The 13,374-nt window shown below is 38.3% G+C and carries 10 protein-coding genes; 6 read left to right on the top strand and 4 right to left on the bottom strand.

The features are described from left to right. Positions 1-112 precede the first annotated feature (112 nt). Positions 113-1,507, bottom strand: coding sequence for a basic amino acid/polyamine antiporter (locus LG402_RS10495; protein WP_166541135.1), 1,395 nt, complete (start codon positions 1,505-1,507; stop codon positions 113-115). Positions 1,508-1,772: 265 nt separating this feature from the next. Continuing rightward, entirely contained in the window at positions 1,773-2,726 is a 954-nt protein-coding gene (gene ydgH / locus LG402_RS10490; RefSeq protein ID WP_166541136.1) for a DUF1471 family protein YdgH, read from the bottom strand. 386 nt (positions 2,727-3,112) lie between these two features. On the opposite strand from ydgH, the gene pntA reads away from it, so the two are divergent. Further along, positions 3,113-4,642: a Re/Si-specific NAD(P)(+) transhydrogenase subunit alpha gene (gene pntA, locus LG402_RS10485; protein ID WP_227336927.1), complete on the top strand. Its 1,530-nt coding sequence runs from the start codon at positions 3,113-3,115 to the stop codon at positions 4,640-4,642. Positions 4,643-4,653: 11 nt separating this feature from the next. Beyond that, positions 4,654-6,042, top strand: coding sequence for a Re/Si-specific NAD(P)(+) transhydrogenase subunit beta (gene pntB / locus LG402_RS10480; protein ID WP_227336926.1), 1,389 nt, complete (start codon positions 4,654-4,656; stop codon positions 6,040-6,042). A 71-nt stretch (positions 6,043-6,113) separates the two neighbouring features. Here pntB and uspE read toward each other — a convergent pair whose 3' ends face one another. Next, entirely contained in the window at positions 6,114-7,064 is a 951-nt protein-coding gene (gene uspE, locus LG402_RS10475) for a universal stress protein UspE (RefSeq protein ID WP_166541139.1), read from the bottom strand. Positions 7,065-7,207: 143 nt separating this feature from the next. After that, positions 7,208-7,966 carry an FNR family transcription factor gene (locus tag LG402_RS10470; RefSeq protein WP_072068170.1) on the bottom strand — a complete coding sequence of 253 codons (759 nt, stop codon included), beginning with the start codon at positions 7,964-7,966 and terminating at the stop codon, positions 7,208-7,210. Positions 7,967-8,537: 571 nt separating this feature from the next. Between LG402_RS10470 and LG402_RS10465 the strand changes: the two genes are divergently transcribed. Genes LG402_RS10465 through LG402_RS10450 form a run of 4 tightly spaced genes read left to right on the top strand, consistent with a single transcriptional unit; the run spans position 8,538 to position 13,322 of the window. Next, entirely contained in the window at positions 8,538-10,928 is a 2,391-nt protein-coding gene (locus LG402_RS10465; protein WP_227336925.1) for a DMSO/selenate family reductase complex A subunit, read from the top strand. After that, positions 10,925-11,554, top strand: coding sequence for a DMSO/selenate family reductase complex B subunit (locus LG402_RS10460; protein ID WP_109408131.1), 630 nt, complete (start codon positions 10,925-10,927; stop codon positions 11,552-11,554). The genes LG402_RS10465 and LG402_RS10460 overlap by 4 nt, the downstream gene beginning before the upstream one ends. Next, complete coding sequence (locus tag LG402_RS10455; RefSeq protein WP_166541141.1) at positions 11,551-12,423, top strand: dimethyl sulfoxide reductase anchor subunit family protein; 873 nt, start codon at positions 11,551-11,553, stop codon at positions 12,421-12,423. The genes LG402_RS10460 and LG402_RS10455 overlap by 4 nt, the downstream gene beginning before the upstream one ends. A gap of 14 nt (positions 12,424-12,437) precedes the next feature. Continuing rightward, a complete protein-coding gene (locus LG402_RS10450; RefSeq protein ID WP_166541142.1) occupies positions 12,438-13,322 on the top strand; it encodes a 4Fe-4S binding protein in 885 nt (294 codons plus the stop codon). The last annotated feature ends 52 nt before the right edge of the window (positions 13,323-13,374 follow it).

The following is a 13,374-nucleotide window of genomic DNA, read 5'->3' as shown; positions in this document are numbered from 1 at the left end:
CAGTGCGAAAAATAACAGCTTAGCAGGAAAATTTTTTTGACCTAAGTGAAATTGATTTTGAAGAGAGAAGAGAAAGAGAGGTACTGTTTTTCCAGTACCTCTAAGATTATTTCTAGTAAATAGTTAAGTAACCTAATGCTGGAATAGAGCCAAATAAGACAAGAGCTAACAGAATTTTTTCACTTAAGAGTAGCGGCTTTTTGTCTTTATATTGTTTACGTGTGTATAAAAACATCAGGATACCTGGTGCATACAGAACAACAGAGAGTAATAAATTAATCACACCTGATGCATAAAGTAACCATAAACCATATAAACTTGCGGGTATGGCAATTAATAATAAAGCACGACTACTGCGTGCAATTGCTACTTTAAATAAAAATGCACCTACGAGAAAATAAGGAACAAGGATCATCTCTGATGCAATAGTCAGTAATGTGTTGTAATTACTTCCCGTCAGCCAAATTAAAACTAAAGAGAATTGAACAGCATAATTGGTAAACCATAACGAAGATGAAGGAGCATCATTTTTATTCTGTTTCCCTAATTGTTTAGGGAAAGAGTGATGTAGTGCGGCAATATACGGTACTTCTGCAGCCATAATTGTCCAGCTTAAATAAGCACCACATACAGAAAGAATAAGACCTGCAGCAATAATTATTTCGCCCATACTACCAATCAGTTGTACAAGCAGAGGAGCCATTGACGGGTTTTTCATTGCAGCTAGATCAGCTTGGCTGACTAAACCTTGTGATAAAAGTGTCACAAGAATATAAATAATCAAAGCAATAACAACAGCAAGTACAGTCGCTAAACCAACATCTCGTCTATTTTTAGCTCTTGCAGAAACGACGACGGCACCTTCAATACCAATAAATACCCATAGTGTGATCAGCATTGTATTTTTAACTTGGTCCCAAACAGGAACACCCATATTTATTCCTTGGAAATCAAGGGTAAATATGTCCATATTGAAAGCTAATAGGGCGACAATAATAAATAATCCCAGCGGAATAAGTTTTGCCATTGTTGCCATTAAATTAATACTGGCTGCTGTTTGTACACCACGCAAGATAAGAAAGTGAACAACCCAAAGTAATATGGATTCTCCTATTAAGGCCTGCCAAGTATTACCATCACCAAAAATGACATTTTCTGGGGAGTCTGTAAAAAAACTGAAGGCAGCAAAGACAATAACAAGATAAGAAACGTTAGCGACAACCGCACAGACCCAATAACCCCATGCAGAGCAAAAACCAATAAACTCACCAAATCCTTCTTTAGCGTAAGTGAAAATACCCCCATCAAGATCGGGGCGAAGGCGAGAGAGAAGCAATAAAGACGTGGCAAGAAAGAGGATCCCAACACCCGTTATCACCCAGCCAATAATCAATGCAGCAGGGCTAGCAACTTCAGCCATATTTTGAGGCAAACTGAATACACCTGCACCAACCATTGAGCTTAACACTAACGCGGTGAGTGATATTAAGCCAAGTTTCTTATTCAAGGATAATTACCTACGTGATTAAAATTGTAAATAAATAGCGTATTTTCTTGTTTTTTGGTCAGTAAATAGAATAAATATGAATATCTCAAATTTAAATAAAGATAAAAACACTAAAAAACAGCGAGATTTTACGGAGAGTTAACTTGGTTGTCTATGCATTAAATCATAAAAATTATGCACTTTTACAAAATGTGGTTTATTTGATTATATTTTGAGTAAAAAAAAACCTCGCATAAGCAAGGTTTTTATTAATTAGGAAGTTTTATTACTTGAATAGGTCAGCAGTAATAGTGACTGTACCACCATCACTTTGCCATTCATTTGTAATATGGTAATACTTGGCACCTTTTGCGGCAGCACGTTTAGCAACCTGATAAGAAATTTCTGGTGAGTTTACAAAGTATCCGCTAAATGTAATGGTATCAAAAGGGTCCATTAATGCAGCAGCAGCTTTGTTGACTTCTTGGATTTCAGTACCATCAGGTAATGTGACAGTGTAACGACCACTTGCACCCGAAGTTTGTGTATCAGCAAATGCACCTACACTTCTATCAAAATCAGTGTTTGATGCAAGACCTGGCTTTTCAACTTTATTGGCAGAAGCTCCGCCTTCAGCAATAAGTGCGCGACCGGCATCAGAATCATAAGGAACAACGGCTTCTGGTGCTTGAATAGCGCGTTTAGGTGCATCTTTTTTGTAGATATAAGCTGTAACTTCTTGGTTACCACCATCATTTGTCGATACATTACGTACAATAAAGAATGATGCAGCACCTTTTTTAGCAGCCGCTTTTGCAATTGCATCGTTAATATCAGGGGTTGTTGGGAAGTAACCACGGATAGAAACAGTATCAAATGGTTGTAACAGAATTGCTTCAGGTTTTGGTAATTCAGTTACGCCATGAAAAATACGGTAGCTTTCTTCTTCTGCTTTGGGTGCATCTTTATGGTATAGATCAGCAGTAACACTCATGTTGCCACTATCACTAATATCATCTAGACCTTGAATGTAGAAACTATCAGCACCGACTTTATCCGCACGACGAGATACCGCATCAGCGGCTTCATAAATAGCGTTAAAACGACCGATAACTGTGATTCTTTCAAATGGTTTTAGTTCTGCAGCTTGTTCGGGTGTTAATTCCTGAGCAGCCTGCGCAACAGTGATATTAGTTAAAGACAACATCGCTGCTGCGATGACTGAGGTTTTCAGCTTCATACAAAATCCTTCCGCCTTGCGCAATTAATATTGGTCATGTGCTGAACGTAGTGGTTTATCACATAGGGATTAATTATTACATGTAATAATAGCATTTGTCGCATTATTTTATTTAGCGAATCACCACAGAGTCAAATGACCAGTATATGTTACCAGATATTTACCTGAATATAGTGAATAATTCATAAATATGCCTTTTCGACTAAAATGATCCAATTAAGTTCAATTTTAGCTTTACACAGATATAGATTATTGGTTTTATTTTCAGTAGGTTATTAGAGCTCCGATTAATGGCATGCATATTATTATTTTTAACATTTTTTTTGCATGAATGTGAAGTTAACGGAGAAGTTTTAACAGGTCACTATGGATAAGAAGGGAAAATTATGCGAATTGGTATACCCAAAGAGCGACTTTCTAATGAAACAAGGGTTGCGGCAACACCAGCCACAGTAACACAACTCATAAAATTAGGATTCACAGTCGCAATTGAAAATGGTGCTGGTATTGCTTCAAGCTTTGAAGATAAAGCTTATCAAGAAGCTGGTGCTGAAATCCTCGACCTCCAAAATGTTTGGCAGTCAGACATTATTTTGAAGGTTAATGCACCACTTGATAATGAAATAACATTATTGCAAGAAGGTGCAACGTTAGTGAGCTTTATATGGCCAGCACAAAATGCGCCATTGCTCGAAAAACTAGCTGAAAAGAACATTAATGTTATGGCCATGGATAGTGTGCCACGTATTTCTCGTGCACAATCTCTTGATGCATTGAGCTCGATGGCAAACATTGCTGGTTATCGTGCTGTTGTTGAAGCAGCTCATGAGTTTGGTCGATTCTTCACAGGGCAAATTACTGCTGCGGGTAAAGTACCACCAGCTAAAGTGATGGTGATTGGTGCCGGTGTTGCAGGTCTTGCTGCAATTGGTGCAGCAGGAAGCCTTGGCGCAATTGTTCGTGCATTTGATACTCGCCCTGAAGTGAAAGAACAAGTTCAAAGTATGGGCGCTGAATTCCTTGAGCTTGATTTTAAGGAAGAAGCAGGCAGTGGTGATGGTTACGCGAAGGTAATGTCAAAAGCCTTTATTGATGCTGAAATGGCGTTATTTGCAGAGCAAGCAAAAGATGTTGATATCATCATTACAACCGCATTAATTCCAGGAAAGCCAGCACCTCGTTTAATTACGAAAGAAATGGTTGATTCAATGAAGCCAGGGAGTGTGGTTGTTGATCTGGCTGCCCAAAATGGAGGGAACTGCGAATATACCGTACCTAATAAAGTCTTTACGACAGAACATGGCGTGAAAATTATTGGTTACACAGATCTTGCAGCTCGCTTGCCGGCACAATCGTCTCAGCTTTACGGTACTAACTTAGTCAATTTACTGAAATTACTTTGTAAAGAGAAAGACGGCAATATCAATATTGACTTTGATGATGTTGTTATTAGAGGTGTGACTGTTATTCGTGCTGGTGAAGTAACATGGCCTGCACCACCGATTCAAGTTTCAGCACAACCTAAAGCTGCACCTGCTGCGAAACTACAAGAGAAACCCGTTGCTAAACCTGTTTCACCTTGGAAGAAATACGGCTTATTAGCTATTGCTTTCTTATTATTTGCATGGCTTGCCAATGTTGCACCAAAAGAGTTTTTATCTCACTTTACAGTATTCGCGCTTTCTTGTGTGGTGGGATATTACGTTGTGTGGAATGTTAGCCATTCATTGCATACACCATTGATGTCAGTTACAAACGCAATTTCAGGCATTATCGTTGTCGGTGCTGTACTCCAAATTGGGAGTGGTGGTTGGGTTAGCCTCTTTTCGTTTGTCGCAATTTTAATTGCGAGTATTAATATTTTTGGTGGATTTACTGTTACTCAACGTATGTTGAAAATGTTCCGTAAAGGATAAGGGAGACAATTATGTCCAGCGGAGTTGTTACAGCGGCATATATTGTCGCCGCAATATTATTTATTTTTAGCCTTGCCGGCTTATCAAAGCATGAAACCTCTAAACAAGGTAACTACTTTGGTATTGCAGGGATGGCGATTGCACTGTTCGCAACCATTTTTGGGCCTTATGCTGGCAATGTAGGTTGGATCATTATTGCAATGGTAATCGGTGCTGTTATTGGTATCCGTGTAGCTAAAAAAGTCGAAATGACTCAAATGCCAGAATTGGTTGCAATCTTACACAGTTTTGTAGGTTTAGCGGCTGTATTAGTTGGTTTTAACAGTTATCTTGACCACAACACAGCAATGGATCCTGTGATGGTGAATATCCATCTAACAGAAGTCTTTTTAGGGATCTTCATTGGTGCTGTTACATTCACAGGTTCGATTGTTGCTTATGGTAAATTAAGTGGAAAAATGTCGTCGAAACCGATGATGTTGCCTAATCGCCATAAATTAAATCTTGCTGCTTTAGTTGTTTCTTTCTTATTGATGGTTTGGTTTGTTAAAACCGACAGTGTTGGCTTACAAGTTTTCTTAATCATCGTAATGACAGTAATTGCATTAGCATTTGGTTGGCATTTAGTTGCATCGATAGGTGGCGCTGATATGCCAGTGGTTGTTTCGATGCTGAACTCCTACTCAGGATGGGCCGCCGCCGCCGCAGGCTTTATGTTGAGCAATGATCTGTTAATCGTAACCGGTGCATTAGTGGGTTCTTCAGGTGCGATCCTTTCTTATATTATGTGTAAAGCGATGAATCGTTCCTTTATTAGCGTAATAGCAGGTGGATTTGGTACAGATGGTTCAGCTCCAACTGAAGATGGTGAAATGGGAGAGTATCGCGAAACAACGGCTGAAGAAGTCGCTGATATGCTGAAAAATTCAACATCTGTCATTATCACTCCTGGTTATGGATTAGCGGTGGCTCAAGCACAATACCCTGTGCATGACATCACTGAGAAATTACGTCAACGTGGTGTGAAAGTACGTTTTGGTATTCACCCGGTAGCAGGGCGTTTACCGGGCCATATGAATGTATTGTTAGCGGAAGCTAAAGTACCTTATGACGTTGTATTAGAAATGGATGAAATTAATGATGACTTCTCTGATACTGATACTGTTTTAGTTATTGGTGCTAACGATACGGTAAACCCAGCAGCACAAGATGATCCAAATAGCCCAATTGCAGGTATGCCTGTGTTAGAAGTGTGGAAAGCACAAAACGTCATTGTGTTTAAACGCTCCATGAATACAGGTTATGCTGGGGTTCAGAATCCTCTATTCTTTAAAGAGAATACGCAAATGTTATTTGGCGATGCTAAAGCTAGCGTAGACGCAATTTTAAAAGCACTGTAATAGATACAGATAGTGAATAGTGAAAAGCCAGTCAATTCTTTGACTGGCTTTTTTAATGGATACTTCAACAATCAATCGTGATCGCTATCAACTGTAATAGGGCAGGTAAAACCATCTGGTTTGATGGCCAATAAATCACATTTGATATGGTCTATCAATTGTTCTGCGGTATTTCCTAAGAAGGCTGCTGAAAGCCCGGTTCTTCCTAAAATACCTAAAACAACAATACCTGCATTTAACTCTTCACAAACTTGAGGAATAACTTGTTCTGGTAATCCTTCTTTAACATGTGTTTTCTCTTCAGGGATGCAGAATTTCTGGCGCAACTCTTTCATCGCAATAAGATGCTGACCACGAAGTGCATTGTTATAAAGATTAGGATCAAAATCAGGTAACTCAATCGCAATATTAATCGGTGCAACAGGATAAGCACTGAGTAGATGAACATCAGGATCTTTTTGTATGCGATGAGACAAATCAGTTGTTAATTCAATAAGTTTTAGATTAAGAGCATCATGATAAGATTCTTCATTTGATAAATTTGCTGCTACGACAATAGCGCCGTATTCAGGCCACTCTTTATCTTTAACCATCCAGACAGGGCAAGGGCATTTTCTAAGTAATTGCCAATCTAGAGGAGTAAAAATAAGTGAACCTAATTTATCGTGTTGATGAGCCATTTTTATGAGTAAGTCATGCTGATGTGCTACGACTTCTTCAATAATGGCTTCATAAGGTCGATTATGCCAAATGACTTTAATATCAATTTCTATACCGGCTTCAAGGTAATAGCGAGACTGTTGTTTGATCCAAGCTGCTTTTTGACTAATAACACCTTTGCGCATTGCGTTGCGTTCATCGGGAGATAAAAGGGTTGTCATGTCATAGGAGAGATCATAAACAGGTAGAAAAGCTTTTATCCGCCCACCATTACGCTGAACGATATAGACAGCACGGCGAAGTGCTGGTTGGTCATCTTGGTTAGGATCAATGACAACGAGAAGGTTTTGATATTTTTCCATTGTAATATCCTCTTTAGGGCTGGATTTATCCATCTACAATTTAAAGATAACCCAAGAAGATAAAATTCAATAGTACAAAATAGAAAACGGGGCACAAATTTGTGTGCCCCGTTATAAAATTAGCGAGTGAAATGTAACAGATATTAAACTTCAGCTGACGAAGGAAGTTTACCCGCTAGTTCACTTAATAACGTACCATCTTCGATGGTAATATATTTACCTTTAACGCTTAACATGCCACTTTTTTGGAAGCGACCTAATAAACGGCTAATCGTTTCAACGGTTAAACCCAAGTAATTACCGATATCACCGCGTGTCATGGTTAAACGGAATTCACGAGGAGAAAAACCACGCTGAGCGAAACGACGAGAGAGGTTATAAATAAAAGCAGCCAGACGTTCTTCTGCATTCTTTTTCGATAGCAGTAAGATCATCTCTTGGTCACCTTTGATTTCACCACTCATCAGGCGCATCATTTGTTGACGTAAGTTAGGCATTTTGCCTGACAGATCATCCAAAGTCTCAAATGGAATTTCGCAAACCATTGATGTTTCTAAGGCTTGAGCGAAACTAGGGTGTTCAGTATTAATAATGGCGTCAAATCCAACCAAATCACCAGCAAGATGAAATCCTGTTATTTGCTCGTCGCCTTCTTCCGTAATGGTATAACTTTTAATAGTACCGGAACGTATGGCATAAAGTGATTTCAGCTCATCACCGGCTTTAAACAAGGTTTGACCTTTTTGGATGGGCTTTTTACGCTCGATAATATTATCGAGTTGATCAAGCTCATGCTCGTTTAAAGTAAACGGGATGCAGAGCTGGCTAATACTGCAATCCTGACAATGGATTGCACAACCGCCAGATTGGATTCGGCGAACGACGCGTTTTTCTGGGATCATAAGCTTGCTCATTACAAATAAAAATATTGATATGCGTCAATTTTAACACATATTGCAGTAATTGGTAAGGGGAATAACGATACGTGTAGAAATAATTCTGAATGTAACAAAACATGTATCTTGATAAAAACGATGTTTTGCTTAAAGGCTTATTTAGAACAATTTGCGCTAACCCTATACTCGATTGGTATATTATTCGATTTTCTAATGAAATTATAGTGCTATTACTAAATTATCCTCGTCAAAAGCCAAAAATGAAGGCGTGCTTCAATATTTTCTATCTTTATATTGACATTTAGTTTACGGCTTTACCTTAAATTCGTGTTTTTTATACATAACTCTTTATTTTCTTAACAAAAAATAAGTAAAGTTAACTAGGTGTATTTTTGATACAACTTAATGCTACCTTGAATTAGCTTTTCCTTATAAAAGATGGGGGAACTGCAAAGAAGTGCGGAAAATTGAAACATTCTATTACCTATTAAGTGGTATTGATATACATCAATGAGGGTTTACCACTATACCCTATTATTTTCACTGATGAGAGTTGTTATGTGAGAATGATAAACTAATGAAAAAAATAGAAAAAAGTGAAGAAAACAAAGGGATGATGTCTTTAAGTCGTCGCCATTTTGTTCAAACAAGTGCGGCATTAGTTACTGTGCCTTTTTTCGCACGAAATGCACAAGCTAATATAGATAAAAGCTTACCTATTGCACGAAATGATAACGAACCGGCCACTGTTGTTGCTACATGTAGTACTTTTGACTGTGGTGGTAAGTGTGATATCCGTGCACATATAAAGGAAGGTATTGTTACTCGTATTACCACGAGACCAGATAATGAATTAGATGAAGCTATGCCTGTTATGAGGGCATGTGTGCGTGGACGAGGTTATCGCAAGTTTTCTTACCATGCTGATAGATTGAAATACCCAATGAAAAGGGTCGGCAAACGTGGTGAAGGCAAATTTGAACGCATTTCATGGGATGAGGCAACAACGCTCATTGCGGAAAATGTGACACGTTTAACGGAGAAACATGGTGCTGGAAGTCGTTTTTTAACAGTGAGCACAGCAGTAACAGGGGGGATCTTCTCTGGTGATACCATGATGAAGAAACTCTTTAACTTAACAGGAGGCTATCTTCCTTATTACCATTCGGTTAGCTTGGGTAACACCTTAAAGGTAACGCCTTATACTTATGGTATTGCAAAAACAGGTAGCTCTTTAGACACCCTCGAAGACACACCATTAGTGATCTTATGGGGCCATAACCCTAATGAAACTATTTTTGGACATACTAACCATTATTTTCAAAAGATGAAAAATAATGGTACTAAGTTTATTGTGGTCGATCCTCGTTATTCTGATACTGCGCAATCTTTAGCTGATCAATGGATACCTCTCTTACCAACGACAGATAATGCCTTAATGGATGCAATGATGTATGTCATTGTTACTGAAAATCTTCATGATAAACCTTTTATTGATAAGTATGTCGTGGGTTTTGATGAAGATCACATGCCTGAAGGTGTTCCTGCTAATGAATCTTTGGTTGCTTATTTAACGGGTAAAAAAGATGGCATAGAAAAAACACCTGAATGGGCAGAAAAAATCACTCGAGTACCCGCTAATACTATTCGTCAGCTAGCACGCGAATATGCAATGACTAAACCTGCTGCTCTAATTCAAGGTTGGGGACCTCAACGCCATATTTGTGGTGAACGTAGTGCGCGAGGATCTTCATTATTGGCAGCAATCACAGGTAATGTGGGTAAAAAAGGCGCTTGGGCTGCGGGTTACGGTGGTATTGGTAATCGTCAATCTATGCGTGGACCTAATATTGGTAATAATCCAGTTAAAGCTAAAATCTCGATAATGAACTGGATGCAAGCTGTTGAAGATGCAAGTAAAGTTCGTGTTGAGGATGGGCTTGTTGATGCGGATAAACTTGATTCAAATATCAAGATGATCTTCTCTTTAGCGGGTAATTATTTAGTTAATCAAAACCCAGATGTGAATGCAGCTGCTAAATTACTAGAAGATGATTCAAAGGTAGAATTTATTGTTGTCAGCGATCTCTATTTATCACCTTCTGCAAAATATGCCGATCTCGTTTTACCTGAAACCAGTTTCTTGGAACGCTGGAACATAGGAAATACGTGGGGAACAGGAAATTACTTCCTACTTTCTGAAAAAGTTGTTGAGCCCGCTTTTGAACGCCGTTCTGATTATGAATGGATTACAGAAGTTGCGGAAAAAATGGGTGTAAAAGAAGCTTTCACTGAAGGTCGTAGTGAGAAAGAATGGATTGCTCACCTTGTTGATATTAACAAAACACGTTTTGAAGATAGACCTGATTTTCCTAATTTTGAAGAGTTACAAAAAACACGCCGTTATCTTTTTAAAGATAAACCTTTTGTTGCCTTTGAAAAAAACATCAGTGACTTTGAAAATAATCCATTCCCAACACCTTCAGGTAAAATTGAGATTTTTTCTAAACGTCTTTATGACATGAATAATCCGGATATTCCGGCTTTGTCTCATTATGTGCCAGCAATTGAAGGCCCAGAAGACAAATTAACAGAAAAATATCCATTACAAATGTTGACTTGGAAAGGAAAAAATAGAGCTAACTCAACGCAGTACGCTAATCCTTGGTTACAAGAAGCTCAACGTCAAGAGGCGTGGATAAATCCAATTGATGCTGAAAATAGAGGTATCAAAAATGGTGATATGGTGCGTATTTATAACGAACGCGGAATAACTGAGATCCCAGCATTAGTAACACAACGCATTATTCCTGGTGTTGTTGGTTTACAAGCCGGTGCTTGGTGGGCTCCCGATGAAAACGGCGTTGATCATGGGGGGTGCCCTAACGTTTTAACATCGACACGAATGACACCATTATCACATGGTAATTCACATTTAACTGTTTTAGTTGAGGTAACCAAAGCATGAGTGACTTTAAAGAATATGCACCGGTAAGCGATGAACAGCTCGGTTTCTTTATTGATTCCTCTCGTTGTTCTGGTTGCAAAGCTTGCCAAGTAGCATGTAAAGATAAAAATAATTTAGAAGTTGGTCGCCGTTTTCGCCGTATTTATGAAGTAAAAGGAGGCGGTTTTGCACCGACAGGGCAAGGTGGTCTGGTTAATAATGTGTTTGCATATACATTAACTATTTCTTGTAACCACTGCGAATCACCCGTTTGTGTGAAAAACTGCCCAACAACAGCAATGCACAAACGTGAAGGTGATGGCATTGTTCGTGTTGATACCTCTAAATGTGTCGGTTGTGGTTATTGCGCATGGTCATGCCCTTATGGCGCACCACAAATGAATGAAGAGACCGGACAAATGTCAAAATGTGATTTTTGTATTGATTTACTATCAGAAGGCAAAAATCCAATTTGTGTTGATACATGCCCGCTAAATGCGATTAAGTTTGGCAAGATTAAAGAGTTAAGAGCGAAATATGGGCATTTAAGCCAAGTTCAAGGATTACCTGACTTTACGATGACAAATCCAAATTTAGTTATCAAACCTCATACTGGTGCGACGAAAAAGGGAGGAGTTCAAGCATGAATGAATGGCCATTAGTGACCTTTACTTTATTCGTCCAGAGTTCTGTTGGCGTAACTCTTTTTTCAGCCCTTTATTTTTGTTGGTTAGAAAAAGAGATTGGTAATCAAAGAGCCACGGTTGCTATGCGACCCGTGTTATTAACTGCCGCTATTTTAGGGTGTTTAGGATTATTAGCATCAACGTTACATATGGGATATCCATGGAATGCTTTTCATGCATTACGCCATATTTCTTCATCATGGTTGAGTCGTGAAATCATATTTGCTGCCGTTTATCTTGGTGCGTTATGCCTTTATACCTTAGTGGTTTTGATTAAAGGGCACATGAACAAAACCTTATTAGCGGTTATTGGTCTGCTTGGCATCATTGATATAATATGTATGGCGTCATTGTATTACAACACTTCGATGCTGACATGGATGCACGTTAATACTTACTTTATGTTTATAGGCGCACTATTTTCAACTGGGGCCGCTATAGCGCTATTAATAACAGCACTTCGCGTTAAAGCCTTTGTAAATAGTGAGCTAGCAAAAAGAATTGTAATCAGTGCATTAGTGGTTATTTTTCTTACAGTAACATTACGTATGGCGGAGCAACCCTTTTATTTAGAATGGATGTCATCAGTCATTTCAACAAATGATGCAATAACGTTCCCTCATACGCCTATCATTGCGTATAATGAAACATTCGGATTAAGAATATCTGCATGGATTTTGTCAATTCTTGGTATTTTAATGATGGGATACAGCGTATGGAAATATCGTAATGCTGTATTTACTTCAGGATTGCGTATGGTATTAGCAAGTAGCGCAACAATACTGATTGCAGAAATTCTCAATCGTTTTGCATTCTTTATTGTAAAGTAGTGGAGTAGTGAAGTATGAGGCGTTTTATTAAGGTGGATCTTCCTCCTGAACCAATTATTAATGATAAATGTGTTAGAAAACGCCTCAAACAAAGCCTATGTGATAGTTGCTCTAAAGTTTGTCCTGTGGGCGCTATCACTTTTGGTCATCTAGAAGTAAAAATAGATAATGAACGCTGTTTTCAATGCGGTAATTGTCTATTTACTTGCCCTGTCGATGCAATAGAAAACATTACACCTCATGAAAGAACACATCAGGATAATTATCTTGTTGTTAATCATGATGAACCACTAGCAAGCACAGAAGAATTGTTAGTGTGGCATCGTCAATATCACATTAGAGGAATGAAAATAGCGCAACCTTTAGTGGATAAATGGCTTCCTGTTTTGGCGAATTTAAATCTTCAACTAAAAACATTACAAGAGCCTATCTGGCAATTAATGATCACAGAACCTACTGATATTGATAGTGGTCGTCGTTTTATGCTTTTTCGTCAAAAACTTGATGAAAAACCATTAAATAAAGATCAAGTAAGAACAGGATTAAATGCAAGAAAACAACTATATCCAGAAGATAGTTGGTTTCAAATTCAGTTAGATACCGAAACATGTATTCTTTGTTCCGCATGTGCAAAGGTCTGTGATGAAGGTGCGATTGAACTCGAAAACAATATATTCAAACTGGATGAAAAACGTTGTACTGGTTGTATGAATTGTGAAGTTGTTTGTTTCCCTAAATCCATTCATGTTAAAGAACATGTCGCTAAAAATAACGAACCCATTTTTTATCACTATTATGATGCACACTGTGAAAAATGTCGGTTAGCTTTCTTATCATGGAAATCTGATGCAACATTATGCCCGATTTGCATACAACATCAGAAGCAAGGTTGGTTATAATCTTCCTTTAAATACACTTTGATCTATTTATTGCTTAATCGGCGAACACTTT

It is taken from the genome of Proteus sp. NMG38-2, assembly GCF_020640995.1.
Taxonomy (GTDB): Bacteria; Pseudomonadota; Gammaproteobacteria; order Enterobacterales; family Enterobacteriaceae; genus Proteus.
The sequence above is the reverse complement of the archived record's forward strand: the minus strand, read 5'-3'. Positions and strand labels throughout refer to the sequence as shown.

Coding starts and splice junctions, on each gene's coding strand:
- ydgH (WP_166541136.1), bottom strand. CDS start 2,726: ATGAAGCTGAAAACCTCAGTCATCGCAGCAGCGATGTTGTCTTTAACT.
- pntA (WP_227336927.1), top strand. CDS start 3,113: ATGCGAATTGGTATACCCAAAGAGCGACTTTCTAATGAAACAAGGGTT.
- pntB (WP_227336926.1), top strand. CDS start 4,654: ATGTCCAGCGGAGTTGTTACAGCGGCATATATTGTCGCCGCAATATTA.
- uspE (WP_166541139.1), bottom strand. CDS start 7,064: ATGGAAAAATATCAAAACCTTCTCGTTGTCATTGATCCTAACCAAGAT.
- LG402_RS10470 (WP_072068170.1), bottom strand. CDS start 7,966: ATGATCCCAGAAAAACGCGTCGTTCGCCGAATCCAATCTGGCGGTTGT.
- LG402_RS10465 (WP_227336925.1), top strand. CDS start 8,538: ATGAAAAAAATAGAAAAAAGTGAAGAAAACAAAGGGATGATGTCTTTA.
- LG402_RS10460 (WP_109408131.1), top strand. CDS start 10,925: ATGAGTGACTTTAAAGAATATGCACCGGTAAGCGATGAACAGCTCGGT.
- LG402_RS10455 (WP_166541141.1), top strand. CDS start 11,551: ATGAATGAATGGCCATTAGTGACCTTTACTTTATTCGTCCAGAGTTCT.
- LG402_RS10450 (WP_166541142.1), top strand. CDS start 12,438: ATGAGGCGTTTTATTAAGGTGGATCTTCCTCCTGAACCAATTATTAAT.